The following is a 25,585-nucleotide window of genomic DNA, read 5'->3' as shown; positions in this document are numbered from 1 at the left end:
GCCGGCCTCGGCGAACGCGGCCTCACCGCGCTGCGGCGCGGGCCGCCATCCGCTCGACGACCCCGTCGGCGCCGGCGGTCAGGCGCGCGGCGAGCGCGCGGGCCGCGGCGGGCGAGGCGGACGCGACCCCCTCGACGGCGCCGAGCCGCGCGCGGCGCGGGAGGCGGGGGTCCGCGGCGAGGGCCTGGAGCTCCGCGAGCACGCGCGCCGGGGCGGAGGAACGCGTGGCGGCGCGGCCCGCCGCGGTGAGGGCGCGCGCCCTCACGTACGCCGGCGCGCCGGGATCGCGGCCGACGGCGAGCAGCCGATCGGCGTCGGCGCCGGCCGCGCGGAGCAGCTCGTCGAAATCCGCGCCACGGGCCGCGCTCTGGCCGCAGAAGTGCCCCGCGAGCAGCGCTGCGGCGTGCGGCGGGAGCGCGGCGGTGGAGGCGAGGCGGTCCGGCGCAAACGAGCGAGCACCCTCGCCCGGAGCCGGCGGCGCGATGGGCGCTCCGCTCGCCGGCGTGTCCGCGTCGGCCGGGAGCGGGACGGCCGCCCCGCCTCCCTGCTCGACGATCCCGCGGTAGAGCGCGCTCGCCCGCACGATCGCCGTCTGCTGCGGCGTCATCGTGCCCGAGAAGTCGCCCCCCGTCGGGAACATGAGATTCCCGAAATCCGGGCAGCGATCCATCTGCGACTCCACGTCGCCGCACCGCGAGGTGTCGTCCAGCGGGTCGCCGAAGTCAGCGTCGAACTCGGTGGTGTGGAACAGCCCGGCGAGGTGGCCGAGCTCATGGCGCAGGATGACGGTGTCGACCGAGGGCTCCTCGTAGAGCGTGACCACGATGCCGCTCAGGTGGGTGCCGTGCTCGACCGCGACCGAGGGCACGGCGGGCGTCACGCCGGACGCCTGCACGATGCTCCCCCCGAACGCCGTCACCGCGATCACGTTGAGGGCCGGACGGCCGGGGGCGCCGGCCGTCTGCTCGAGCAGGCCGGGGAGGAGCTCGTCGTCGACGAACTCCCACTCCGAGCCCAGGTGGTGGATGTTGATGCTGCCCACGCCGAGGCCCACGTACCCCTCGTACGCGGCGAGCAGCGCGCGCCGCATGTACTGCTCGGAGACCGCCTCTCCGGCGATGAAGGCGTTGATGTCGATCTTCCCGCCGTGAAAGCGCCCGTCGAGCGTCCGGCGGTGCCACACCGAGAGGCGCACCGGCTCTGCCAGGGGGCCGACTCCGCGGTTGCCGAGCTGGATCCAGTAGGTGCCTGGCGCGAGCGGCGCGGATGCGTCCGCGCCAGTCTGGGGGACGGCCGCCGTGCCGATGCCCTGGTTGAAGAAGGCGGCCATCGTGCCTGGGATGGTGTAGTCGGCCGCCAGCCGCCTGCCGTCGGGGCCGAGGATGCTCTCGATCCCGATCGGCTCGAAGCTCGGCGATGACGCCATGATCTCGGCGACGGCCGTGAAGCCCAGGGTGCCCGGCTGGACGAACACCGGGATGCCCTCGCCCATGCTGACGTTGTTGTGCTCTTCCTTGACGAGGGGCGGAATCGGTGGGGCCCCCCCCTCGCCGGTGCTGCCGCCTTGACCGGCCCCGGAGGCGTCTTGCGGAGCGGAGCTCGCGGTGTCTCCGGAGCTCCAGGAGCCGCCGGAGCCCCCGGAGCCGTCGGGCGGCGGCTCGAACCCGTCGACCACCACCCTGCCGCCGCAGGCGCCCGCGACGAGGGCCGCGAGCGCGCCCGCGGCGAGGAGAGCGCCTCCGCGCACCTGCGTTGCCCGGCGCTCACCGCCTGGTTTCCCGTCCACGCGAGACGGATCGATGGCGCTCGATGCCGGTGCAAGCGACGTTGACATAAGCATGCTCCTGCGTCGGCAAGGGCCCTCCCTCACCGCGCGCGCAGTATGCGCGGGCCCTCGCGCGGTGTCACGCGCTGCGCACGCCCGTGACCTCGGCGGGTGTGCGATGGCGCGCGCGGCGCTCATTCCACTTGCTTGACGCGCATTCTCACCCGACCTGGAGATGCTCCCGTCGCGCCCTCGAAGCGCTCGATGACGATCACGAAGCGCGACACGCCGTCCGCGCCCTGGACGAGCCACGCGGCGTCCTTGGCCGGCGCGGGGGGCGTCGCGCCGGGCTCGATCCACCGCCCCGTGAAGGCGGTCGCGATGTGGTCGCCGCGGTAGGGGACGGCGGGATCGGAGAGGGCCGCGTGGTCGGCCGCGTCGAACCGCGCCTGCTCCGACGCGGCGGTGCGCGCCTTGACCTCGGCGAGCTCTTCGGAGTCCGATGCATCTGCCTGGAGGTCGGCGGCGCGCGTGGTCCCGGGGCCGCCGAGCTCGCCGTTGACGCTGACGAGCGACCTTCGGAAGCAGACACTCCAATCCGTCGACGCGCGCGCCTCTTCGGGCGTGAGCATCAGCTGCCGGTCGCCCGCGAGGTCGAGGCAAGCGCTCGGCTCGGTCTCGGGCGCGTCGATGCCGCCCGCTGTCGCGTCGAGATCCTGGACGTCGACGGTCGGGCCGGAGCCGTCGGGGAGCACCTCGGCGTAGCGGAGCTGATAGAGCGCCGTGACCGGCGCCCCGTTCACCTCCCCGTAAAAGGAGGAGATCTGGAGCTTCCAGTACCTGCCCTCGTGCTCGATCGCGTGGACGTGGTAGCGGCTGAAGGCGACGTGCTCCTCGCCGTCGTAGGCGTACCAGCGCGAGAAGGCGCCGCCGGAGTCGTCCGTGAGCAGGAAGGGGGTGCTCGGCAGCTCACCCGCTCTGTAATCCTCGAGGCCGATCGGCAGCGCCCCACCTTCGCCGGGGCCGCTGAGGCCGCTGTTGGTGAAGACGTCGTAGCCGGAGAGCGCGAGATCCCAGTCGGTGGACGCCGCGCCGTCGCCTTCAACGAGCGCGATCTCCGGCGTGGCGAGGCGGAGGAAGACGCGGCCGGTGACCGGCACGTCGACCTCGAGGAGCGCGCCGTCGTCCGTGGTCCCGGGGTCTCCGCCGTCGCCGCACGCCGGGGTGAGCAGGAGAAGCGCCGCCGCGACCGATCCTCTCGTCATGAGTCCTCCCACGGTAGATCGGCGCGGACGCCGACGTAAAACGTGCGCCCCTCGAGGGGCCGGTGATCGCCGCGGCGCTCAGGGTCCTTCTGCGCGCCAAGCAGGTTCCTGACGCCGAGATACGCTTGCGACGACGGCCAGAGCGGCCGCGCGAGCCGCGCGTCGAGCGTCGTGAACCCGGGGGCGTACAGGTCTTCCTCGGCGCGCGGGTCTCTCTCGACGAACGCGCCGCTGATGGTCCGGAGACGGGTGACGAGCTCGATCCGGAGCGGCAGAGCGGCGCGGAGCGACGCCTGCGCCGTGTGCGGCGGTTTGCCCGAGAGCGGCTGTCCGGGATCGGCGGTGTCGTCGCGTGTCCAGAGGTAGGCGTAGCCGGCCTCGACGCGGAGCCACGGCGTGGCCTGGAGCGTGGCCGAGAGATCGAGGCCCGCGGTGCGCGCCTCGGCGATGTTCGTGTAGGTGTACGTATCGACGCCGTCGGAGGAGCTGACGGGCTTCGGGTCGACGTCGATCAGGTTGTCGACCCAGTTCGAGAAGGCGCCCGCCCGCGCCGTGATCCCCTCTCGGGGGATCCACGTGACATCGCCGTTCACGCCCCAGGACGTCTCGGGGGCGAGCTCCGGGTTGCCCTCGAGGATGTAGCCGAGGCTCGAGTGGTCGAACGAGAAGCCGAGCTCCTTCGCGCTGGGGGCGCGGAATCCGCGCCCGCCGGAGACGCGCAGCGTGAGCGACGGCGAGGGCCTGTACGCGAGGGCGAGGCGTGGGGCGACGACGCCGCCGTAGCGGACGCGGAGCTCGCCGCGAATGCCGGGCATGACGGTGAGCTCGTCGGTGAGCTTCCACCCGAGCTGGCCGTAGAGCGCGGCGCTGCCGAGCCGGGTGCTGGGCACCTCGTCGTTCGGCGGGATCTCCTCGGTGCCGGAGGTGGTCACGTCGGTGATCTTGAGCACCTGGTCGAGCGTCTCCAGCTCGGCGCGCGCGCCGGCGACCCAGGTGCGCTTCCCGTCGGCCACGGTGGCGATCGCCTCGTAGCTCTGGAGCGTGCCCGAGCGCTCGCGCAGCTCCTCGTAGGGCGAGCCGCGCTGGTCGCGGCCGCTCGACCGGAAGGCCCATTGCTGGCCCGCGGCGAGGCGCAGGCTGGAGCCGCCGCCGAGGTCGAGCGTCTCGGCGAGGTGCAGGGTGATGCGGTCGGTCACCTCGGGGAGGTCGTAGAGGTAGACCCCCAGGACGGGCCGTTCCTTCTGCTCGACGCCGTCCTGCTCGTCGTGGATCCAGCGCGCGCGGAGCCGCAGGTCGATGCCCCTGCCGAGCGCGGCGCCGGCGCGCAGGCCGAGGAGGGTCTGGGAGCGCTCGGGCAGGGCGGTGGGGGCGTCGGCGCCGGCCTCGGGATGGGCGAGGTTCTCGGCGGGCTCGACGAGGGAGAGGCTGTCCTCCCGCTGGAACGAGGCGTCGGCGCTGAGCCAGGCGCGCTCGCCCCGGTAGGCGCCCGATCCATGGAAGAGGAGCCCGGCGCGGCTCCGGCCTTCGAGGCGGGCGCGGCCGCTCAGGCCCGGGTGCTCGGGGGGCGCGGAGAGCACGTTGACGACGCCGCCGATGGCGCTGGTGCCGTAGAGCGAGCTGGTCGGCCCGGTGACGAGCTCGATGCGGGAGACGTCGCCGAGCGGGAGCGACGAGAGGTCGATGGCGCCGCCGGCGTCGCCGATGACGCGCTCGCCGTCCTCGAGGACGAGGACGCGGTCGAGGTCGAAGCCCTGGATCTGGATGGCGCTCGGGTTGCCGAGCGCGCCGTAGGCGCTCGGGTTGACCTGGACGCCGAGCTCGCCGTCGAGCGCCTCACCGACGTTGGTGGCGCCGCGGCGCTCGGCCTCGTCGCGGGTGACGACGCGCGTGCGCACGGTGGCGCGCTGGCTGCTCTCGGGGGTGCGCGTGCCGGTGACGACGACCTCGAGGGGAGGCGGCGCGGGGGGCGAGGGGGGAGGCGATGGAGAGGGACGAGGCGACGCGGGAGAGGAAGGCGAAGGAGCGGGAAGAGGAGAAGGGGAAGGGGGCGCGGCTGACGGCTGCGCGGAAGGGAGCTGCGCGAGCGCAGGGCGCGAGAACGCGGCTGTGACGAGCGCCGGGAGCGGGCAGAAGGCGAGCAGCGCGGCGCGCGTCAGGCGCCGACGCCGGGGCACGGTCCTCCCTGGGACATCGGAACGGCAGGCTCGAGGCGCGGGGACGGCAGCATGGGGAGAGCTCGGCCTGTGCGGCGTTCGGTCGATGGGGTGAGGTGGGGTGGGGGATGGTCGCCCGATTCAGGGCGGTCGTCCAGCGGTTCGCGGGGCGGTGGGCGCGGTAGATGGCGCATGGCGCGCAGCGGGAGCAGCGAGGGAGCTCGCGTCGGGACGGAGGCTCGTGGCGGGCGAGCGGTGAGCGGCGATGCCGAGCGACCGACGCCTCGGCGGGAGGCCTGCGGCGCGCCACGAGAGGCCCCTCGGCCGGCGCGCGTCGCGGCTGCGGGGGGTCTCGGGGCGGGAGCGGGCCCGACGGCGGAAACCCCAACGGGCGACGCGAGTTGGGCTTGCATTGCTCGACGACGGACGGTAGGGTCCCGCGCCGAATCGCCGGTCCCCATCGTCTAGCCCGGCCCAGGACTCAGCCCTTTCAAGGCTGCTACGCGGGTTCGAATCCCGCTGGGGACGCCATCGGTAGTGCACCTGGCACTACCCTCGACGGCGAGCATCGCCTCGAGCCCGACCTCTCCCTCGATCCGATAGCGTTTACCCTCGGGCGTCTCGATCGGGGTGAAGCGCAGGGGCCCGTTGAGGAGCGACTCAAGCGCCCTACGCGCCTCGTCGGGATTGCGCCCCATCAGGCTGCGGAAGTCCTCGAGGCGGCTGCGGGCCTGCTTCTCCAGCCGGCGGACCTCCAGGTCGAGCACGGAGGGCGCGGTCCGGATGGCGGCGAGTCGGGCCTCCAGTGCGGAGAGGCGCTTCTCCCTTTCCGCGATCATCTTCACGATGACCTGCGGCTTCTCGTCCGTGGCCAGCAAGGCGGCCCCGAGCCGGTCAATTTCGGCCCTCAGAGCGCGCACCTGCGCCTCAAATTCGGGGACCTCGCTGTCGGTCGTCTTGGCGCGCTCAGCGAGGCGGCGGCGGAGCTCCCGGAGGGCCTCGGCGATCACTTCCTCGCGGAGGACGTTCTCCTTGAGCCAATCGAGCAACGCTTCATCGACGGTCTCGACGGGGCGGCGGAGGCCGTTCGAGCACACCGCCTCGCCCCGGTCGCGATGCCAGGCGCAGGCGTAGACCTTGACTGTATCGTAACTGACTCGGCCGTTGTTCACCTTGATAGGGCCGCCGCACTCGGCGCAGCGCGCGACACCGGAGAGGAAGTAGCGCGGCCGAGGTCCGCGTGTAGTCGAGCCCGTCGTGCGCTTGCGGCCTTCGTTCCGCGCTTGTACGGCGGCCCAGAGCTCGTCGTCGATGATCCTCAGCTCGGGCACCTCGATGGTCACCCAGTCCGACGCGGGGCGGGCGACGCGGACCTTCGTGCCGCCTCGGTAAGTTTTCTCGCGTTTGCCCCAGACCAGCAGGCCGCGGTAGCGCTCCCGGTGCACCATGGCGCGGATCGACGTGAACGACCATGAGCCGGTGCCCCGCTTGCCTGCCTTCGGCGGCTCGACGCCGCGGGCGTTGAGGTCCTTGGCGATCGTTCGGAGCCCTTCGCCGTCCGCGTAACGCCGGAAGATCTCGCGGACGATCTTCGCCTGCTCCTCGTTGATCTTGTACTCGACCCGCACGCGCCGATCGCCGTCCTTGACCTCGACATTGTCGTAGCCGTAGACCCTGCCACCGACGTTGAGCCCGCGACGCGCCTTGGTCATGAGGTGCTCGTGCGTCCGCTGGCTGATCTTCTCCCGCTCGAGCTCGGAGGCGAAGTTGCGCACGTTGATCACGAGCTTGTCGAAGGCGCCGTCGATCTTCACCTCTTCGTCAGTGAAGTAGTAGAAGAGCCGGACGCCGGCATCGAGGAGGTCCTGGATGAGGAGCGACGTCCGGTTGGTGTCGCCGCCCAGGCGCGACTCGTCGCGCACGACGACGGCATCGAAGGCGTGGCGCTCTGCCGCGTTGAGCATCGCGATCAGCCCGGGCCTCTTCTTGAACTCGGCGCGACCGTGATCGGCGTCGACGAAGATGTGCTCGGGGGCGAGTGTTCCGCCCTGCTCTGCAATATAGCGCGCTCCCTCTCCCGTCTGCACATCGATCGAGGCGGCTTGGTGCTCTTCCTTGCTACGGCGGGCGTAGAGAGCGGTGCGAAGGCCAAAGAGCTTCATGATGTTCCCGGAGGGTACTTCAAGATGTCGACGAGGAGGTCCGCGAGCGCACTTACGAACGGGCGCAGGCGCTGATCAAGGGGAGGCGTCGGACCCGAGCGAGGCGACCTACGCGGGGCCGAAGAGGGGCGCCCACCAGTATCCGGCTGCGGCGCCTGCGATGTGCCTGCCATGCAGTCGGCGGAGCCATTACGAGGTCCGGGGGGGCTTTGATCAGACGATTTCGTCAGACGAGCGAGAACCGCGACAGTGCGCGGAGGTTGTCCCGCAGGGCCGGGATCGCTCACCGCAGCGGTAGCGGTGGGTGCTGGGACTGGCTCTGGTGGTGGCGTCGGATCAGCCGTCGCGTGCGACTGCGTCGATGAGCGTCGGGTCCGGACCGTTCGAGAACGTGGGGCTGGCGTCGGTTCGGGACGGAAGCGGCATGCCCGATCGCTGCGTGCACGAGCGTTCTCTTCACCGGCCCGCTCGGCGCGCTTCGCAGCCCACCTCCGCCATCTCTCGGCGAGCTGCTCGGGGCTCACGCGGTAGTGGTGGCGGCTGAACTGCGCGATCGTGCGCTGAGCGAGTCGAGCCGACGCGAAGGGATCGTACTCCTGCCAGTCGTCCTCGGTCCAATCGGCGGGGTCGGAGATGCAGTGGTAGTCCCCGTCGAGCAGCCGCCAGGTCTTGCCGTCCGCGTCGTGGTGGTACTCCGGGGGCCCTTCCTCCTCCGCAAGAATGGCTTCGTCCGGAGCTAGCTCCTGAGCCTGATCCAGCTCGTCCATGGGACGAGGCTTCGCCACAGCATCATCTTGATCTTCGAGCGCATCCGCCTGGATCTGGCGGGCGATGGGCTGGATCTCGTTGAACGACGACATGTCCATGAGGAATGCATCAGCACATTGCATCGGTTGAACTACTCAGCAAGTACTATTTTGATCAACCGCTCGGTCTTCATTGAACCCACACACACACCTCGTGTCGCCGATCGGTGGCTCTCGATCGTGGCTCTCGATCGTGGAGCTCGACGGCCTCGCCACAGAAAAAAACGGGAATGTGCTCCCCGCCTTCGGCGGGGTCGCCCCCCTGGTCGTCACCCGTTGGTAACTACCTGAGATTACAGAATTTTCTCGGTTAACCTGTCCCCTTATAGATATAGGCGGGGCAGGTTAACCGGCTCCTGGAACGGGCTGGTTCCAAGCGGGTCCGACGCAGCCGTCAGGCTGCGGAAGGGCACGCAGCTTTTTTTATTGTCAGCATGACGTCGAGAGACTCGAACCGACTCAGGGCACCGTAGATGATCGGGCGGAGACCCCGGTTCTCGGCGTCATGAGCGATTCGATCTCCCTCCAGAGCGCGGTGTGGCCGTATTTCTTCTTCGCCTTGGTGATGGCGGCCTTGCTGACCCCGAGGAGTTGAGCCAGATCCTTCTGCATGATCGCGCCCTGCATGCCCGTTGCCCGCTGAAGCTTCAGCACATCACGGGCTTGGACGAGAAGCGCCGGAGCTTGTCCCAGCAGCTCGCTCTCCGTGGTGAACTCCATGTTGAAGAAGGGGATGTCTATGTTCGAGAAGAAGACGATGGTCTTCGCTCTCGTCGGATCATACGGTCGCAAGCGAAGCATGGCCTGGGCGTACTCGGCTTGGTGAAACGCGTAGAAGACGAACATGGGGCCGCCCTGGAGATAACCGCGATCAGCGATGCGGGTTCCATTCGTCGCGGTGACATAGCCCTCTGATGGACCGCCTTGCTGGGGTACAACCCGGTAGTCGAACGGTTGCTCGTTGGGCCCAGGTCGGATCTGGGACATGAACGCTCTTGCCCGCGCCTCGATCTCGATCGCAGGAAGCTCAGGCGCTCCGAGGACGAAGAGCGCGTCGTAGTCCTTGATCGAGTTGTCCCCCCGGTTGGCCCAGAAGAACATGATGTCGTCCTCCGCCACGCTCTTGAGGATCCGGTTCTTTACGTGGGGCTGCCCGTTGAACAACTGACGCTTCACCACCATGGCGACCTTGTGCGTCGGGTTGTTCAACTTGTGCATATCGACGATGCCCATCAGCCGATCGATCGCGGGGCTCTTCGGATCCATGAGCGTGCGGTCCGGGTAGCGGTGATCGAGGGTCTGGAGAATGCGAGCTGTTTGCTGCACGCTGACGCGGACATCGATGATTGGCCGGCCCGGAAACAGATGGAGAGGGATAATGGGATCGCTCGTGGCGTCCAGGAGCACGACCGGCACGTTCGGAGGGATTGGAGGGACTACAAGCTGGCCAGCAGCGATGCCGCCCTTTCCCTCCGTAGACGGAAGCACGACCACGCACGTGGGTCTCGCTCCGGTATCTGCCGCCAGGGCGTCGGCGAGCTTGTGAAGCTTCTCGCTGAGCCTCTTGGGCAGTTGAAGCTCCTGGATGAGGTACGCCGTGGCCATCGGATCGATCTCCTGGATGCCGTCCACGGCGTCCTTGGCACGCCGTGTGTCGCGCTCGTCCGCCGCTGGCTGTTCGCGAACGAGCTTCCCAGCTGCCTGCAGTTGCTCCGCCGCCGTGGGGAGATTGTCGATGAACCGGTACCCGAGATCGCGAAGAAGCACGCGGAGCTCAACCCGGCGGCGGCCGGGAGGTGGATCTTCGAGCAGATCGAGGACTACGTTGAAGAGCTTCGTGAATACCTGCGCAGTGGACGTGCACAGCCGGGAGCCCTCGAAATTCCTGACGGCCGTGAGAAGTTTGACGATCTCGTGCTCCTTCAGGGTGACCGCCTGAAGGATCTCCTTCACCGGCGACTCGTCGATGATGGCGATCTCGCGCCCCTTGAACAGGTACTCGTCCCTGTTGCGCAGCCCGAGGCGGGCGTGCGTGGCGAACAGCCAGCGCGTCGACGGCTGCCAGTTCTGATACCTGCAAGACTTGAAGTCCGGGCAGGGCTTGCACGCCATCCGCTGCTCGAAGCGCCCGAGGCCCATGAACTGGAGCGGCTTGATACGCTTGTCGAGCTGAGAGCAGAAGCCGGAATCCTCGCGTGAGGGGCGCTTCTCCAGTTCCGGCGTGAGGCACGGCGCTGTACCGGGCGAGGGAGGAAGCGGCGTCACTCCTGGAAGCGGCGCGCTCAGGAACTCGCGCAGCTGCCCCTCCAGCTTGTTCCGCTCGCCGAACCACACGACCCGCCGGTCTCGCAGGAGCTGGGCGGTGATGTGGCTCTTGCCGAGCCCGCCTGGAGCATCGATGTGGATGAGCGGTGCTGGCACCTCGCTCGAGTCGAGCCCCACTTTTAAGACGTGTGTGAGCCTGTCTACGAGCTCGGCTCGGGCCGTCGTCAGGTCGTTGTTCGGCACGATGACCCTCCGAAGAGGTTGCCGAACGACGACAGGTGATGGAGAATGAACCTGCTCGCGTCGGCCAGGATCCCGCGAGTTGAGGCCCGGTCAGGGTGGAAGCTGACCGGGCCGTTTTTTGCACCTTACCAGGGTTCGTCGCCGGAAAGGGAGAGCAGGATGGTGGGCGTGAACTGCTTGCGGTTGCCGTCGTTTACCGCCGTGAGGTGCCCGTCCTTACCCTCGGCGAACATGCCGAGCCCGCTGCGCCACGTCCGAGCGGTGTAGCGCTCGGGGGCTGCGCTCGCGTTGACGTGGATGTGCCGAGGGTGATCGCGGCGCAGGATCCGCTCCGCCGCAGCGTGATGCTCCCCGAGCGCGAGGCCGTCGAGGCAGGCGTAGAAGGCGCGCTTCTTGTACTGGGGGTCCTTGTGCTTCGTCCGGACCTTGGGGTGCTGCATCGCCGTCCAGACCGTCGCTGCCAGGGTGCAGAGCGGGGCCAGCAGCGGCTGCTCCCGGAGCCTGGCCGTGCCGTTGAACGTCGCCTCGACACGGGGCGCCAGGAAGCCTGCCAGCGCCTCCACCTCGCCGAGGTCGCTCCTCCGGGATCCAAGCGGACGTACCGGCGGCGGCGGGCTCTCGGGCGCGCCTGGCTTCCTCGTGTCGCCGTCGCGGGGCACGGTCGCGCTGAGCCGGAGCGTGTAGAGTGAAAGGCGTGGGGCCTCGTCGGCTGGGTCTGGATCGACTCGGGTCAGCACGCCGCCGCGCTCGATCCAGGTCGTGTCCGGGACCTCGCCGACCAGCTCCCAGACCTGGCAGTAGTCGTCGCGGCTCCTGATCCGCAGCCGCTTCACGATGTCGAGCCACCGCGGCTCCAGCCCGAGCTCTTGGTACGGTTCGGACCAAGCAGGGCCTTCCAGGAGCGGGGGACGCATCAGTGCGCGAAGGATCCGCACGGCTTGGGGATCATCAGCGTCCGGCGTCCGCTCGATCCGCGTGGCGAGGCGATCTTCGAGCTGCGCCAGCTCGCCCGCGGACACGCCGGCCACGACATCGTCGGCAAACACCTGGGGCAGCACGAGGATCCGCGCCATGGCAGGAAGAGGGTAGCCATACAGCCTGCGGGCACGTCAACCCGAGCTCACCGGGAACACGCCACACCTCGGGGGGACAGCGCTCCGTTCCCGCCGCTGGTGCCTGCGGCGACGTGGCGACCCGGAGCCTCCGATCCTGCTCTCGGGATTCAGCCCCCGACGGTACTGCGGTCTACCGATCCACTTATGTAAGTGGATGAATTGTATGACTTTTACGCCGAAGAACCGCAGGCGGCCATCCAGCGTCTGGCGAGCACTTCCATGCGCCATCCCTATGGTGGCACCGGGGATCGGCAGTTTTTCTTGCCGTTCGCCGGCCGCCAAAACGCTGCCGCGAGCGGTTTCCCCTCGGCTCCACCGCCTCGCTCCTCGTGTCGAACCTCGCTGCGCTGACGGGAGGTGGATTGCTGTAAAGGCAGGCAACTACTACGAAAAATCCTGACGGCGATCCCGCACCTCGGCCGACGGACCTTCGTCTACGACCGACGTGCTCGCCTTCGCCGCTGGGTGGGCCGCTCGGAAGGACTTTGGAGGGGGCATCCGGCTCGACCCGTCGAGCATCCCGTCGTCTTCTTGGCCCGAGAGGACGAGGACCTGGGATGGCTCCGATGGTCGCAGGGCACTGCTGCGGACGCTCGCTGCTGGAGGTGCTCGCGGCGCCGCAGCCCCCGGCCGGCAAGTTGCGTTTCAGGAGCTCGAGGAGCCGCGGGGTAGGCCGAGCGCTTCAAGCCTCATGGGAAGGTCGATCCTGGCACTGCTGCCCGTGGCCGGAGGGACAAGGCCGGCCATGCTCCTCTACGTTACCTCAGGGAGCTCGGCGCGAAGGACATCGTTACGGTCCCGTGCGGGCACCCGAAGAACATACCGACGCGATCATGGCCACCTTGCCCGAGCACATGATCACAGGCACGAAGAGGTATCCTCGGCGACCATCGACATCGAGCCCGACGTCAAATCGTGTTCAGGAAGGTACGGCAATGACGCGACGGACGTTATGCCGCAGACGACCACCAACTTGGTCGAGAATTTCGAGCTCATCAACACCAGGTAGACACGACCTCGATGTAGGGCTTTCCATATCGTTTGACTTGTGGTTGACTATCTAGCCACCTACCAGTTCGCGAAGGAGGACATCATGATGCATACGACGACCACGATGCCGCCGAGCCAGCCCACGAGGGACAATGACGCACTGACGAGGGCCGCCCAGCTGACGCTCGGGGACAACAACGCGCTGACGAGGGCCGCCCAGCTGACGCTCGGGGACAACAACGCGCTGACGAGGGCCGCCCAGCTGACGCTCGGGGAGAACAACGCGCTGACGAGGGCCGCCCAGCTGACGCTCGGGGAGAACGCCCTCAGCGAGGGGGCGCGGCGAATGAGCGAGGAACTCGGGGGCGTCTCGCTCAGGGACGGACTCGAGCGGTGCCACCCCGCCTCCCGCCGTGGCATGGCCGACGGCGTGAGCGCCGCCACTCCTCCGGGCGCGCTGCCGCTGGTCGTCCCCACTTCTTCCGCGTCCGACGAGGCGCTCGAGATCTTGAAGAAGTGCGCCGACGCCGCCGAGAAGGTCCACGGAACGGGCAAGTACGCCCGGACGTCATGACCGCGCGCCGGCAGGCTCCTGACGCGCTTCTCGCATGAGCCGGACGCCACCGCCCGGGGGGCGCCGTAAAGTCAAGCCACGCACCGTGATGCCTCACGCCCTTACCCGGAACATCCCAAGCGGGTACAGTGGCATCGTTACAGCCAGGATGTCGAGGCATTGCTCCTCAGCAAGAGGCGGACACGACCGCGTGCACGCTCCGCGGGCTGGAAAAGCACCGTCTCCCGCGGCTGCGTCAACGTGATGGCCCCTCCTCGGCCGGACTGGATCGTGCACGAGCGCTCGCCGGGGAGATCGTGCGCGGCGCCGCGATCGGATCGATGCGCTCCGCCCGCGGATCAAGGCGGCCTTGAAGTTCCCGGAGGTACGCGAGCGATGCCGCAGGCTGAAGGATTACATCCGTCGTAGTCTCAATTCCCGACTGCTCTCGGGAATAAGAGAGATGAGGAGGATCCCCATGATCATCATCGTCTCTCCGATCCGGTTCTTCTTTGGCCTCTGCTCCTTGTGCATCGCCGCCTTCGGTCTCGGCGTGGGCGTAGGAAGCGGAACCACCGCCACGGACAAGCCGGAAGACGCGACGAGGTAGTCGTACAACAACGTCAAAGAGCTGGACATCTGGAGATGAGCGCTGCGGCGCTCGACGAGGGATCCCCCCTCGTTTTAGCCTCCAGCCAGTCCGAACGTCGCGTAGGCGATCCAGGGCTAAAGGAACGGGCGTGGGCCCGCTCCGCGGCATCACGCCGCGCGTCGCATCCGCCGGGTCGGCATGCCCCTTGTGCTGGAGATGGGGACCTGCGACTTGTCGGGCCGGCCTCGTACCCTGCGTCGGACTCGGCTGTCCGGCTGTGCGTCCTCGTGTATCGCCATGCGCTTCGACTGCCCGCGACGAACGGCATCGGGCAGGCAGGCGTGCCTGGCCAGGTTCTCGCCGAGCTCCTCGATCCGCCTGCAAATGGCGAACATCGAGGAGCCGATCTCGCCGGAGATCTCCTCGAGATCGAACCCGGCGGCGCGCAGCTCGAGCATCCGCCGGTCGTCCGCGGGGAGGTCCGCAAGCCAGGCGGTGAGATTGATCGCGGACAAGATCCGCCGTGTGGGGTTGCTGCTGGTCGCCTCGGCGAGGCCGAAGCCGACCGGCGCCTCGTCCTCGTCGGGGCCACGGTGCTCGTCCTCGTCGTCGAAATCGCCGAAGCGCAGCACCTCGATACGCCCCTCCATGAAGTTGCGCGGGTCGAAGACGTCGCACTTCCTCTGGTATCCGTTGCAGGGAACGTAGTACCGGCTCGCGTCCGTCGCCCGCGGGCCGCAGGAGTGGACCAAGATCGCGTCGTCGAGCAGCTCGCCGCGCTCGGCGTAGCGCTCGTACATGGCCCAGGTCTGTGCGATCGCGTCTTGCGGTCGGTCCTCACGAACATGCTCCGGAAGGAGTCGGGCGACGGGGTTGAAGATGCCGCGCGTGATCCTGTCCTCGAAGCTGCGGCGCAGATCCGTCGGGATACTCAACCTCACGATGTCCTCCATGCAGCGCGCACACGGAGGCCCATGGCTCTACGTGACGCGCAGGATAGTGCGCCACGCAGGCGCGATAGACGTTGCTGAACTACATCTTGAAGATCACCGACGGCTCCCCCGTCAGGCTGCTCTTTGCGTGGATTTCTCCATGTTTTATCCTCGCTGAGAGCCACGGTTTGCGGGAGGGGAGGCGTGATCCGCGTGGGTGCTGGCGCCGAAGCCGCCGTTGAACTTGTGGGCACAAAGTCCAGAAGATGAACTACAGGCTCGGAACGGCTTTGCGCGGCACCGCTTCATCCATGCCCGTCCTCGGGCTCCAGCAGCTCCCAGAACCTCGCTGCGTCTTCCTCGGGATCTCCCTCCTCGTCCTGCTCGCTGCACAGGCGCAGGTACTCCTTCTCGGCGATGTCGAGCACCCGCTCGCGCGCTAGCCGCGCGCCACGCGGCGCGATGCCGGCCGCGCGGACCATGTTCTCGACGGCGTCCGCCGCGGCGGCGATCAGCGGCAGGCTGTCCGCGTCGTCGATCCCGATGGCGATCGCCCGCGCGAGCATGACCTTCACCACCTCGCGCCCCGTCTGCTCCACGACCGTCGCACGCTCCGGAAGATCGTCGGCCGAGCCGGCGACGCGCCGTCCACGCGGGGTCGGTTCGTCACCGTCAAGCGGCGGCAGCTCCGCTGCCGGGACGAGCACCCGGATCGAGCGGGCCACGCCGGGCTCTCGCGCGATCAGCCCCCGCTGCTCCAGGGCGAGGATCATCCGGTGCACGGACGGCGGGCTCACCTTGAAGTGGTCCTGCATCTCCGCTTCGGAGGGCGCGTGCCCGTGGACGGCCGTGTAGGCGGGCAGGAAGGCCAAGTAGCGTCCTTGCGTCTCGGTGAAGCGCGGCTTCTGCATGACGGCGGCGGGATTTCAGTACAGCTCGAAGAACCGATCGGTCCCAAGGCGGACCACCAACCGGCTGAGCAGATCCTGAAGCGATCCGCCCGAGAGCGGCAGGAAGCCGCCGTCGCCGCGGTAGGTCATGCGGTGGACCATGTACCGGCCTGGATCGGAACCGTCTACCGGCCGGGATCGGAACCGTCCCGCACGAGCTTCATGACGGGGGTGTACCTCGTCGGGCACGTGCTCGGGACATCGAGCCCGAGCAGCATCCGGCCGGTGCCGAGCTCCCGCGCCAGCGCCGTGATGTCCTCCACCCCGCCGCCCACCGGCTCGCTGATCACGATCTCGCCCCTGCGGGACGAGCTTCAGGTCGGTGTGACGCGGGCGCGAAATCGCCATGCGGCGAAGCGAGCCCCGTTCTCGCGCCGACGTCAACCACGTCCGCCCCTTCTCCTCGATCTCCTCGGCGTCGGCTACTCGGCTCGGTCCGATCGACCGGCTGCGCGTTCAGCGGCCCTCCCGGCGGCTGGACCGCTGAACTTTCCGCCGCGCTGGGGATGGAAGCCCGCCGCGCCGCCTGCTATCGCTGGCCCGATGGCGAAGAAGAAGCCTGCGTGGCTCTCGATTCTGCCGGGCAATCTGGATCCGTCGCGCTTCACGCTCGACCAGCTTCGGAACGTGAAGGCGGCTCACGCCTTCCTCACCGAGAGGATCGAGGGTCCGCCTGGTTTCGCCGAGTACATGCGTGCGTACCGCTTTCTCCTTTTCTTCGGCATCGCGTGCGTCGCGGAGAACAAGTACCCGGCGCTGACCCGCTGCTGGAAGGACTTGGAGAGGCTCTTCATGAGCGACCCGGCCTTCGAGGACGGCGTCTTCGTCCAGAGCTGGGCGCTGATGGACTTCCCCTTCGGCCCCGAGCGCCAGACTGCGCTCGACTACTTCGAGGAGTTCCTCAAGGGGACCGAGGCGGGGCCGGGGTTCTTGCGCTTCATCGACGAGGCGCGCAAGAGCCGTCTCGGCCTTTACCAGGACGCCGGACGGACGAAGACCGTCGCGAACTTTCGCGAGCTGATCTCGGGCCGGACCATGTCGGCGTTCCCGTCGGTCGATGCCTACGGCAAGGGCGAGATCCTCCTGACGCGCGCCATCCGCCACGGCGAACAGGTCTTCCTCTGGGGCGACCCGAAGGGCTTTCCCAAGGAGATGAAGAGCCAGATCGAGAACATGGTGCGCGACAAGCTCTTCTACTTCATCGAGGAGACGACGCCCGAGGCCCAGTTCGAGGCGTTCATGAAGCTCGCCGGTCCGTACTGGATGTCGTGCGTCACGAAGAACGACGCGATCCCCATCCTCGAACCGGACCACTACCGAACGTACCTCGACCGCCGCGCGTAGCTTGCCCCCAGAAACCGACGGGAGACGTCACGTCGGACCACCTCCGCGCTCGAGCCGCTGCTCGTGCCTTGCCCTGCACCTACGTCCCGCAGCATCTCTTGAACTTCCGCCCGCTGCCACAGGGGCAGGGATCTTGCCATCCGATCTCTCCCGGAGCCGGGCGACCTTCCGGGAGATCGCGTCGCGCTCGCCGCGCTTCACGACCGGAAGATCCCCGGCCCGCATGCCCCGACCGAGGCACGTGACGAAGTGACCGCTGCGCGTGACGACCAGGAACGGGCCCTGCACGGGATCGTCGAGCGAGACTCACGGCGCGACTACGGAAGCTCCCATTCCGAGGGCCCGCCCGTGCGGTCAAGCACCTTGCGCATCTTGGCGAGGAGCACGTCGACGGCCTCCAGATCGCGAATGGGCTTGTCCTCGGAGGCCCTCGTGCTCCTCACCATGTGTCGGTAGTCGATGAGCTTGTAGACGCAGTCGAGCGCGCCGCGTGGAACGCGCTCGAGGGCCTGCTCGAAGAGCGTGCTTGCAAACGGCACGGCGAGCGCAACGTCGAAGAGCGAGAGGAGCGCGAAGCAGCCGACGACTTGATTTTTCACGAGGTGATCGTCGTCCCAGAGCCAGCACTCGATCGGCTCGTTCACAGGTGAATCGTCGGCGGCCATCCGCACCAGCACGCCGTAGGCGGGCCGATGGCGCAGGGCTCCGAGCGCCATCGCCGTATAGGCCCGCTCGCTCGGACTGGCGGAGCTGAGCGCTTGAATCAGCCCTGGACCCGCGACCTCGCCGATGTCGTCGACGAGGCGCGCGACGTCGAACGCATCACGCGCTGGCACCACATCGGAGAGCCGCCGCGCGATCGTGCGTCGAAGCTGGGTCGGGAGGCGCCCGCCGGCGACCTCGGCGCATCGGGCAGCGAGCAGCGTGGCCACCGGCGGCTCACCCCGATCCGCTTCGAGGAGCTCCCGAATGAACGCGGCCGCGTCCACCTCCGGTATGCCCGCTGCGTGAACGATGGTCTCATGAAACCACGGATTGTTTCGCGTCTCGATGAGGAAGTCGAGCGCGCCGATCCTGACGTGATCGAGCGCGTTCAAGTACGCTTGGTAGGAGAGGTCCGCGAACGAAAAGAACCCGGGGCGCGGCTCGAGCAGCAATCCCTGGTGCCGGCGGATCTCTTCGATGACGCGCTCGACCATCCCGTCGATGTCCTGCGCGAGCTCTCCGAGCTCACCGGCGTCGCCGGCCGCTTCGCGCTCGAGCGGGCCGCCCTGGGGATCGCGGTCGCTGTCGCCGTGTTCATCCTCATCCATGTCGTCTTCTTCGTCTTCTTCGTCCGCCCTGCGGAGGACGAGGCGCGGCCCCTCGACCCAGCGAGCGCCGTTCAACTGCTGTCGCAGGAGCGCGGCCAGCGGCTCCACGGGGAGCTCGACAAGCTGGTCGCAGTGCATGCGCCAGGCGATGGCTCCGAAGAGGAGCCGCCGGTCGCGCAGATCGAGCGACTTCAGGATCGCGTCGGGCGGGAGCTCTTCGCCGGCGTAGCGCTCGAGCAGCGCGTCGATGGTGGATGCGATCAAGGACGTGCGGCGCCCCGGATCCCGTCGCGCCAAGAAGTGATGCGCCGCGACCACGCGGGAGCCGGGCTGCGGCAGGAGGGTCGCCGTCACGAATCCGCGCAGCTCCACGCGTGTATAGCCCGGGATCCCCGTGCGACGCGGGCGCGTCGTGACCACCATCGGATTTCCCGGATTGGCCTCGGCGAACGCCTCGACCGACTCGGAGAGCCTCCTCGCGCCGGATCTCGCCTCATCGAGCCCGTCGACGAGCACGAGAGCGCGGCGTTCCTCGAGCGCACGGCGAAGGAGCACGACCCCGCCGATCGGCGAGAGCTTCGCGATGGCGCGTTCGCTCAAGCGTGGGTCGTCGAGGAGCGACACGGGGACGACGAACGGCACGAGCGTCCGCGTGCCCGGACGGTGGTCCGCTGCGGCCCGCGCGGCGAGCCGCGCGATGAGCGCCGTCTTTCCCGAGCCTCGCCCGCCGACGACGAGCACGCGCTCGTGGCGGGCGAGGAGCTCGGGCACGGTGCATCTCGACGGCGCATCGACCCGGCGCGGCAAGACCTCCATGTCCACCGGGCGCTGCTCGTTCCGGATCAGGACGCGAACATTGGTCTGACTGTGCTCGCTCCAGACCGAGTCCACGTGGTCCCGCTCCACGGACAAGAGGACCCCTGCCGGATCGTTCGGCGCGCTCGCGGTCGCGTCGGTCCACAACCATCTGCGCAGGTTGTCGTCATCCATGGCGTGACAATGCAAGGATGCGGGTGCAAGCACCATGTGGTGGGGTAGAAATTTCGCAGTCTCAGCCGTGGGCGGCGGCTTGAGCGTGATGTTGCTCCGCCACTCGAGTGCGCTGCAAGGGGTGCCGGTGCGCGACCTGACGGCCGCCGGCTCGAAGCGGGGCAGCCCATCGACGGCGCCGACCAGGGGCAGAAGGTGTAGTCGGTCGGGTTACCGAGGATGTACTCCGCGATCTTCAGTACCCGCGCCTTGTTCAGCGCCCGCTGCGCCCGAAGCTCGGCCGCGCCTTCACGTCGCTGGGCGCCAAGAGGTGGGGCAGCTCGCGCAGCCTCACCAGCACGACGTAGTACTCGTGCCGCGCCTGGATGCCGCGGGTCGCGGGCAGCGCCCAGTCATCCGACGCCTGACTGTTCATGGGGAGCCCGCTCGACTGCGGCGCCTCGGCGGTGCCGGCCACGGGCAGTGCGCGCCTCGCGACGCCGGTCGTCTGCTTCGACGGCTTCTTCATCGCGTGCCTCTCGTCGTCCTCGTTGTCGCGCCAGCCGGCGGGCCCGAGGTTCCTCGAGCCCACCAGGAGCGCGGATTAGCGGAGCGCCAGCCACCGATGGCGGCGCTCGATGGACTCACGTCACGACCCGACGAACCCGCGGCCCTTGCAGAGGACGTGGACCAGGATCACGGACATGCTCACGCGCGGGTTGAACCAGACGACGCGCCCGTCCTCGTCCTTCTGCCAGATCCTCCCGTCGGCTCGCGGGCGGACCTCACGGCGTCGTCGACGTGCCGAACTCGATGACCCGGGTTCCCTCGAGCATCGCGCTCCCCGCGGGCGGGCAGGACGCGCTCGCCCTGCCGCAGCGCCCTCGAGCGAGTCGAGCTCGACCGACGCCATGGTGATGTACCAGTGCGCCCGGCAACCCTGGCAGAGCCGATCGGTGTCGTAGGCCCAGAGCGGGCGCAGGTTCTTCCGGACCTTCCGCGCCTGCTCCTTCTTGATGCACGAGATCGGCCCGGTGCATCGGAGCGCCTCGGACTTGTTCGTGCTTTCGGCGAGCTGCCGCGCCCGCTCTGCCAAGGTGGCGAGCTTTTTCGCACGGGCTCTCGGCGTCATCGCGCACCTCCCGAGGCCCGCTCGTCGGTTCGATTGGCCGGGGTGTTCGCCCTGAGCCACTTCACCCGCGGGCCGCAGCCGGCGATGCCGCGCAGGGGCTCCTCCGGCCGTGGCAGGTTGTGCCAGTGCGCTCCGTGCGCGAGCGCGCCAGCGTACAGCGTACCGGCGAGGACCACGAGCTGAGGCGGCAGCTTGAACGACGGCAGGAGCTGCCCGACCGTGCGCACGCCCCAGTCCTCGCGCTCGCGCTTGCTGTACAGGTGCAGGCTTCGATCATATGGGCGGATCACGGCCTTCGGTGCGACTGCGCCGTAGAACGCGGACACGATGAGCACCGCGTCGCAGGTCCTCTCGGCGTAGTCGTACGCGGCCCGGAAGAGCGCCGACGTGTAGAGCTCGCGCGCAGGCGCCGAGTGCTGCAATTTCGAGGCCGAGCAGCCCACGAGCGCGACCCGCGGGGCGCCCGGCTTCCTCTCCGTGAACATGGACCTCTCCCATCGCGCCGCGGAGCGGCGCGTGTGGAAGCGCGCCCGAGGGAAGCCCCCAGGCGCACCAGGTTGCTGCTTCAGAAGAGCGCCGGCCCCGCTCCGCGCGGCGGGAGAGCCTCGACGGTGAGCAGATGCCGATCCGCGACTTCTTCTTCCGTTGTCCTGACGACGCGGACGGAGCTGTAGCCTTCGTCCTCCCGGCGTCGGACGATGACGCGTTCACCCGCTGCCGTGATGAGGTGCACCGCGCCGCCCGGCACCGTCTCGATGCGGATGACGCGCAGCGCCTTCATCGCGACCTCCTCGACGAAGAGCGCCGGCCCCGTTGCTTCTGCTCGCGCAGGCGCAGGCCGACCATCTTCGCGATCGCCTCGGCGCCCGCGTTGTCGATGGCCCGGGCCCACGATCTGGGACTTCTGCGAAGCGGCCTGCGCGATCAACAGGAAGCAGTCCACGACCTCGTGGAGCAGAGGGAAGGGCGGCGGGCCGATCTCCTCGAAGGGGGCCGGGATGTCGAGCACGCGCCCGTCTAGGCAGCCGAGCCTCAGGGCGTCGAACCAGTCATCGGTCTCGGCGAGCGGCACCACCCAGTAGCCAACGAGGCCGAGGTCAGCGAGCAGGTCCTGGTAGGACTTCATCATCGCGATCGCGAACTGGTGGTAGTAGCCCCACTGCGGATCCGCGGCCGTGCACGCCCGAAGGAGCCTCCGGGTGAGGCGACGGCGGACACGATCCAGGACCGGCGGGGGTACGGTCTTCTTCCTCGCGAGTCTCAGCATTCAACCCTCCAATGAAGAAAACGGCGCGCAGGAGTGCCTGCACGCCGCTCTCGTGTTCTTGCTTCTCAGCAATCCGAGGCGATCTGCGCTGCCGCAGCGGCCCGTTCCCCTCCGGACGCCGACGTGCTCGGCACATCACGCCGGGGGCGTCGCCTCGGTTCCGCGAGGCGTGAGCAGCACTGCATGCACGGCCTCGGCGATGTGCGGGGCGCGCACGCCGTCGCACCCGTCGAGGTCCGCGATGGTGCGCGCGACCCGGAGCACGCGGCTGTAGGCCGCCGCGGAGAAGCCCAGCCGCTCCACAGCTTGGGCGAGGACACGCGCCCCAGCCGCGTCCGGCGTCGCGACTTGCTCGATCTGCTGGGGGGAGAGCTGGGCGTTGGCCGGCGCTGTCGCGCCGGTCCGTGCTCGCTCCTCCTGTGCAGCGCGGGCCGCCATGACGCGCTTTTGCACCTCGCAAGACGGCTCGTCCGTCGCCCTGCTCTGGAGCGCGGCTACATCGACTAGTGGGAGCGCCACCTGAACATCAAAGCGCTCGAAGAGCAGGTCGCTCAGCCTGGCGCGGTAGGCGCGCAGCCGCTCCGGGGAGCAGACGCAGCGCCGCGCGTAGTACCCCGTCAACCCGCAGGGGCACGCGTTGATGGCGGCAACGATGAGCGCCTGCGCCGGGAAGGTCGTGCGCGTGCGCCCCCGGACGAGGGTGATGCAGCCCTCGGCCAGGGGCTGCCGCAGGGTTTCCAAGACGCTGCTCCGGAACTCGAGCAGCTCATCGAGAAAGAGCACCCCATGGTGGGCCAGGGACACCTCGCCGGGCCGCACCGGCTCACCGCCACCCACGAGGCCAGCCCCGCTCACGGTGTGATGGGGCGCGCGGAAGGGACGTGTGCCCACGAACCCAACGTCCGGCATGAGCAGCCCGGCCACGGAGTAGACCGAGGTGACCTCGAGCGCCTCGTCGAACGAGAGGGATGGCAAGATCCCCGGCATTCGCCGTGCGAGCATCGTCTTTCCGGACCCGGGCGGGCCCATGAGCAGGAGGTGATGTCCGCCCGCCGCGGCGATCTCCAGCGCCCGCCGCGCGGCATGCATCCCACGGAGGTCGGCCAGATCGGGCGCTGCCACCGGGGGCACGATCGGGAAGGGCGGTGACTCCCCCGCGCTCTCCAGCGGGGCACCTTCACGCATGTGGCGCACCAGCTCGACCAGTTGGTCCGTCACGAGCACGCGGATCCCGGGCACGCTCGCGGCCTCCCGGGCGTTCGCCTTGGGAACGATGGCCCGGGTGATGCCGTGGGCGATGGCCCCGCGCAGGCTCGGGAGCACGCCGCGCACGGGCCGGATCGCGCCGCCGAACGAGAGCTCGCCGAGGACCACCGTGTCCTTCAACGACGCAGTGGAGATCTGCCCCAGGGCGGCGAGGACGGTGAGGGCCATCGGCACGTCGTACATTCCGCTCCTCGCGGCTTCCTCTGGTGCGACACGGACGGAGACCCCGTGACGGTGGAGATCCACGTTGAGCTGCTGCAGGGCGGCGAACACCCGGATGCAAGTCTCCTTCTGGCGCGCTTCGCTGAGGCCGACGATCTCGAAAGCGTCCGGCGCCCGCGTGATCGTGGCCCCAACGCGAACGAGATGCGCCTCCAGACCGATCAGGGACACCGAAACTGCGTCGGCGCGCAGCATGTTCTTGGATTGCTTCATGTCACGACTCCGAAAAAGCCAAAGCGGCGCACGGAAGGTCCCGCACGCCGCCTGGGGCTGCTGCTCTGGTTGTGGTTTACGGGTGAGGGCTCCGCGTGCACTTGAGCGCCTCTGCGGCGGTCTCTCCGAGGAGGAGCCCGGCAACGCGCTCCGCTACGACGACGGCCAGATGGCCTCCGAGCTAACCGCCCCACGCAGGCCGGCGACGGCCGTGGCGCCGCCCTTCTTCGTCGCGCCCGCTGTGAGCACGCGGATGATGTTCGGGACGGCGGTACCAGGGCTCTGAGGGCCGAAAGTGGAAACGTTGGACATGAGGACTCCTGTGCGCCCAAGCGGGCGCGGTGAGACAAGAGCGGGGATGGATCAAGGGCAGACGCGGGCTCATGGATCAGCCCGCGAAGCGACCGGGTTCAGCTCATGCAGGCGAGGATCACCTGCGCGATCATCGTCAGAATCGCGGCCGTGATGCGCAGCGCCTTGATGAAAAACTTGGTGTTGTTCATGGGTTCAATGCCCCCGTGGAGGGGCTCTCCTTCACAACTCTTATCACTGCGTGTCGCGGCTCATTGCCTCATGGTGGCGAAAGATGCGACGGTCGCGCCCGTCCCATGGCCAGAACGCGAGGTGGCCCAGAGCGAGCTACGAGGGCAGGGGATCGGCCACCCTTCCTGCTGGCTCACGAGGCGAGCCGCGTGGTTGCCTCGGCCCGGAGGGCCGAGAGCGCGCACGGTGTGCAGCTGATGCAGGACGCACGGCGAGCAAAGTGCCGGCGCGGCGAGCGCCGCGGATCTATCCTGTCACCATCGTAATCCGTCCGAGCCGCGAAAGTCTCTTCCGTGCGGACGTCGCCTCGTTGGAGCGGCTCGCTAAGTGGCTCGGTTTGCCGGAGCCAAGGCGGTGGCGTACGGAGCGCGAACGCAAGGCGAGGATCGTTGAGTCAATCGAGCGGCACGAGAAGCGGCTCGCCAAGTGGAGAGAGCCAAGGCCGCGGGGGTCAAGGTGGGTGGGCGGTAACTTTCTCCGGCACCGACAACGGGCGGCTGGCCGCCCCCGTCTTGGCATCGCGTGCCCGCTCTGCGGGCCGCTGCTCGCCCCAGGGGCCGCGGAGAGCCGATGAACTGAGCATCGCCATCTTCTCCTGGGTGGCCCAGGACGAGCGATGGCAGGTCGCTTCCCGGTGTCGAGCTGGCCAGGAGCGTGCCCGCCGGCAGGGCAAGCACGTCGGCCGTTCCCGAGCGATCGCGGATCTCGACCAGGCCATCGAGCTTCGTGCCCAGGGCCTCTCCCTCCGGGAGACGGCCGAGAAGCTCGGCGTGTCGTCCTCGGTCCTCCATCGGGCGCTTCGAGCCATGACGGAGGCGTCCCAGACGTTTCGCTCGAAACCGGCTGCTCGATGCGCTGATTTCCCGGGAGATCCGAGGGGTCGATCCGGGGGACGCGGTGTGCCAAATGCTTCAGCTTCTGGAACACCGCCGCTGGGAACCTCTCCATTATCCGCTCCGGGCGTCACCATCCTTATCTTCGGCCCGCTTAAACTGGCGTATGGACATCTCTCGATGGCGAGGCTCAACACCAACAATGCCGGGCTGTCGAAGGCGCACATCGGCTCCCCAGCCCCAGGGCCGGGACTAGCGCCTTCACGTGGCACATTTTCGTGGTGCGAATTGTCTATTTGGCGTGGGCCACTGGTGCGAGCGCCAGAGAGGTATCCATCACCTTCTGGTGCCCTCGGGCGAACAATGGGGGGACGCAGCAACCTGAGTTCAATTTATATTTTATTATTGTCAGCAGAGAAATACATCAGTTCAAGCCTCCTCTCTTTCTCCGAGTTTAACTCGACCGCACGTCGGAGTGTCCGATGGTGCTCAATCTCCCGTGCGGGAGCACTTCGGAGAAAACGAACGAGATCCGCCCTCTGCTCGTCGGTCAGCATTGGCCGCGCAACGAAGACGTTCTGCACGGGCTCGTACTTCCAATCCGGGTCATTCGGCGTAATTTTCAGTAGATACTCGTAGAGCGAGCTCCACCACGGATCCCATTCCTTCTGTTCGGGATCCACGAAGAGGTA

The 25,585-nt window shown here is 68.5% G+C and carries 19 protein-coding genes, 1 tRNA gene and 1 pseudogene; 4 read left to right on the top strand and 17 right to left on the bottom strand.

Annotation, left to right across the window (positions count from 1 at the left end; translation table 11 throughout):
- Window positions 1-22: 22 nt before the first annotated feature.
- The 3 genes from WMF44_RS22475 to WMF44_RS22465 form a co-directional block, all read right to left on the bottom strand.
- Window positions 23-1,834, bottom strand: coding sequence for a hypothetical protein (locus tag WMF44_RS22475; protein WP_437301153.1), 1,812 nt, complete (start codon window positions 1,832-1,834; stop codon window positions 23-25).
- Between the two features lie 125 nt (window positions 1,835-1,959).
- Window positions 1,960-3,030 (bottom strand): HmuY family protein, encoded by a 1,071-nt coding sequence (locus tag WMF44_RS22470; protein ID WP_437301152.1) that lies wholly within the window; start codon window positions 3,028-3,030, stop codon window positions 1,960-1,962.
- On the bottom strand, window positions 3,027-4,925 hold the full coding sequence (locus WMF44_RS22465; protein WP_437301151.1) for a TonB-dependent receptor plug domain-containing protein: 1,899 nt from the start codon (window positions 4,923-4,925) through the stop codon (window positions 3,027-3,029). Before WMF44_RS22465 ends, WMF44_RS22470 begins: the two co-directional genes overlap by 4 nt.
- A gap of 711 nt (window positions 4,926-5,636) precedes the next feature.
- Here WMF44_RS22465 and WMF44_RS22460 point away from each other — a divergent pair.
- A tRNA-Glu gene (locus WMF44_RS22460) sits at window positions 5,637-5,714 on the top strand.
- A gap of 515 nt (window positions 5,715-6,229) precedes the next feature.
- Here WMF44_RS22460 and WMF44_RS22455 read toward each other — a convergent pair.
- The 3 genes and pseudogenes from WMF44_RS22455 to WMF44_RS22445 form a co-directional block, all read right to left on the bottom strand.
- Window positions 6,230-7,345, bottom strand: a pseudogene (locus WMF44_RS22455) (recombinase family protein); the annotation flags it as partial.
- A 1,265-nt stretch (window positions 7,346-8,610) separates the two neighbouring features.
- Window positions 8,611-10,659, bottom strand: a complete 2,049-nt coding sequence (locus WMF44_RS22450; protein WP_437301150.1) for a hypothetical protein — start codon at window positions 10,657-10,659, stop codon at window positions 8,611-8,613.
- Between the two features lie 125 nt (window positions 10,660-10,784).
- Complete coding sequence (locus WMF44_RS22445; RefSeq protein WP_437301149.1) at window positions 10,785-11,732, bottom strand: hypothetical protein; 948 nt, start codon at window positions 11,730-11,732, stop codon at window positions 10,785-10,787.
- A 1,090-nt stretch (window positions 11,733-12,822) separates the two neighbouring features.
- On the opposite strand from WMF44_RS22445, the gene WMF44_RS22440 reads away from it, so the two are divergent.
- Both WMF44_RS22440 and WMF44_RS22435 read left to right on the top strand, forming a co-directional pair.
- On the top strand, window positions 12,823-13,338 hold the full coding sequence (locus WMF44_RS22440; protein WP_437301148.1) for a hypothetical protein: 516 nt from the start codon (window positions 12,823-12,825) through the stop codon (window positions 13,336-13,338).
- A gap of 457 nt (window positions 13,339-13,795) precedes the next feature.
- The gene (locus WMF44_RS22435) at window positions 13,796-13,927 is read left to right on the top strand and encodes a hypothetical protein (RefSeq protein ID WP_437301147.1); all 132 of its coding nucleotides are present in this window, start codon (window positions 13,796-13,798) and stop codon (window positions 13,925-13,927) included.
- Window positions 13,928-14,076: 149 nt separating this feature from the next.
- Here WMF44_RS22435 and WMF44_RS22430 read toward each other — a convergent pair whose 3' ends face one another.
- From WMF44_RS22430 to WMF44_RS22420, 3 genes are all read right to left on the bottom strand, one after another.
- Window positions 14,077-14,850, bottom strand: coding sequence for a hypothetical protein (locus tag WMF44_RS22430; RefSeq protein ID WP_437301146.1), 774 nt, complete (start codon window positions 14,848-14,850; stop codon window positions 14,077-14,079).
- Between the two features lie 296 nt (window positions 14,851-15,146).
- Window positions 15,147-15,752 carry a LexA family protein gene (locus WMF44_RS22425; protein WP_437301145.1) on the bottom strand — a complete coding sequence of 202 codons (606 nt, stop codon included), beginning with the start codon at window positions 15,750-15,752 and terminating at the stop codon, window positions 15,147-15,149.
- Window positions 15,753-15,916: 164 nt separating this feature from the next.
- The gene (locus WMF44_RS22420) at window positions 15,917-16,081 is read right to left on the bottom strand and encodes a hypothetical protein (protein WP_437301144.1); all 165 of its coding nucleotides are present in this window, start codon (window positions 16,079-16,081) and stop codon (window positions 15,917-15,919) included.
- A gap of 253 nt (window positions 16,082-16,334) precedes the next feature.
- Between WMF44_RS22420 and WMF44_RS22415 the strand changes: the two genes are divergently transcribed.
- Window positions 16,335-17,135 carry a hypothetical protein gene (locus tag WMF44_RS22415; RefSeq protein ID WP_437301143.1) on the top strand — a complete coding sequence of 267 codons (801 nt, stop codon included), beginning with the start codon at window positions 16,335-16,337 and terminating at the stop codon, window positions 17,133-17,135.
- Window positions 17,136-17,214: 79 nt separating this feature from the next.
- Here WMF44_RS22415 and WMF44_RS22410 read toward each other — a convergent pair whose 3' ends face one another.
- The 8 genes from WMF44_RS22410 to WMF44_RS22375 form a co-directional block, all read right to left on the bottom strand.
- Entirely contained in the window at window positions 17,215-17,376 is a 162-nt protein-coding gene (locus tag WMF44_RS22410) for an SEC-C metal-binding domain-containing protein (protein ID WP_437301142.1), read from the bottom strand.
- Window positions 17,377-17,452: 76 nt separating this feature from the next.
- Window positions 17,453-19,438, bottom strand: a complete 1,986-nt coding sequence (locus WMF44_RS22405) for an NACHT domain-containing protein (RefSeq protein ID WP_437301141.1) — start codon at window positions 19,436-19,438, stop codon at window positions 17,453-17,455.
- Between the two features lie 253 nt (window positions 19,439-19,691).
- Entirely contained in the window at window positions 19,692-20,009 is a 318-nt protein-coding gene (locus WMF44_RS22400) for a hypothetical protein (protein ID WP_437301140.1), read from the bottom strand.
- 57 nt (window positions 20,010-20,066) lie between these two features.
- Window positions 20,067-20,513: a hypothetical protein gene (locus WMF44_RS22395; RefSeq protein ID WP_437301139.1), complete on the bottom strand. Its 447-nt coding sequence runs from the start codon at window positions 20,511-20,513 to the stop codon at window positions 20,067-20,069.
- Between the two features lie 32 nt (window positions 20,514-20,545).
- On the bottom strand, window positions 20,546-21,034 hold the full coding sequence (locus WMF44_RS22390) for a DUF6884 domain-containing protein (RefSeq protein WP_437301138.1): 489 nt from the start codon (window positions 21,032-21,034) through the stop codon (window positions 20,546-20,548).
- An 80-nt stretch (window positions 21,035-21,114) separates the two neighbouring features.
- Window positions 21,115-21,816, bottom strand: a complete 702-nt coding sequence (locus WMF44_RS22385; RefSeq protein ID WP_437301137.1) for a hypothetical protein — start codon at window positions 21,814-21,816, stop codon at window positions 21,115-21,117.
- Between the two features lie 135 nt (window positions 21,817-21,951).
- Complete coding sequence (locus WMF44_RS22380; RefSeq protein ID WP_437301136.1) at window positions 21,952-23,517, bottom strand: YifB family Mg chelatase-like AAA ATPase; 1,566 nt, start codon at window positions 23,515-23,517, stop codon at window positions 21,952-21,954.
- Window positions 23,518-25,285: 1,768 nt separating this feature from the next.
- Complete coding sequence (locus tag WMF44_RS22375; RefSeq protein ID WP_437301135.1) at window positions 25,286-25,576, bottom strand: hypothetical protein; 291 nt, start codon at window positions 25,574-25,576, stop codon at window positions 25,286-25,288.
- Between the last annotated feature and the right edge of the window lie 9 nt (window positions 25,577-25,585).

The organism is Sorangium sp. So ce426 (assembly GCF_051475585.1).
Lineage (GTDB): Bacteria > Myxococcota_A > Polyangia > Polyangiales > Polyangiaceae > Sorangium > Sorangium cellulosum_B.
Note: the sequence above shows the minus strand (reverse complement) of the source record. Positions and strands in the feature narration are given on the sequence as shown.

Bases quoted from the DNA above. Each gene is read 5' to 3' on its own strand.
- WMF44_RS22475 (WP_437301153.1), bottom strand. From the start codon at position 1,834: ATGTCAACGTCGCTTGCACCGGCATCGAGCGCCATCGATCCGTCTCGC.
- WMF44_RS22470 (WP_437301152.1), bottom strand. From the start codon at position 3,030: ATGACGAGAGGATCGGTCGCGGCGGCGCTTCTCCTGCTCACCCCGGCG.
- WMF44_RS22445 (WP_437301149.1), bottom strand. From the start codon at position 11,732: ATGGCGCGGATCCTCGTGCTGCCCCAGGTGTTTGCCGACGATGTCGTG.
- WMF44_RS22435 (WP_437301147.1), top strand. From the start codon at position 13,796: ATGATCATCATCGTCTCTCCGATCCGGTTCTTCTTTGGCCTCTGCTCC.
- WMF44_RS22425 (WP_437301145.1), bottom strand. From the start codon at position 15,752: ATGCAGAAGCCGCGCTTCACCGAGACGCAAGGACGCTACTTGGCCTTC.
- WMF44_RS22415 (WP_437301143.1), top strand. From the start codon at position 16,335: ATGGCGAAGAAGAAGCCTGCGTGGCTCTCGATTCTGCCGGGCAATCTG.
- WMF44_RS22405 (WP_437301141.1), bottom strand. From the start codon at position 19,438: ATGGATGACGACAACCTGCGCAGATGGTTGTGGACCGACGCGACCGCG.
- WMF44_RS22390 (WP_437301138.1), bottom strand. From the start codon at position 21,034: ATGTTCACGGAGAGGAAGCCGGGCGCCCCGCGGGTCGCGCTCGTGGGC.
- WMF44_RS22385 (WP_437301137.1), bottom strand. From the start codon at position 21,816: ATGCTGAGACTCGCGAGGAAGAAGACCGTACCCCCGCCGGTCCTGGAT.
- WMF44_RS22380 (WP_437301136.1), bottom strand. From the start codon at position 23,517: ATGAAGCAATCCAAGAACATGCTGCGCGCCGACGCAGTTTCGGTGTCC.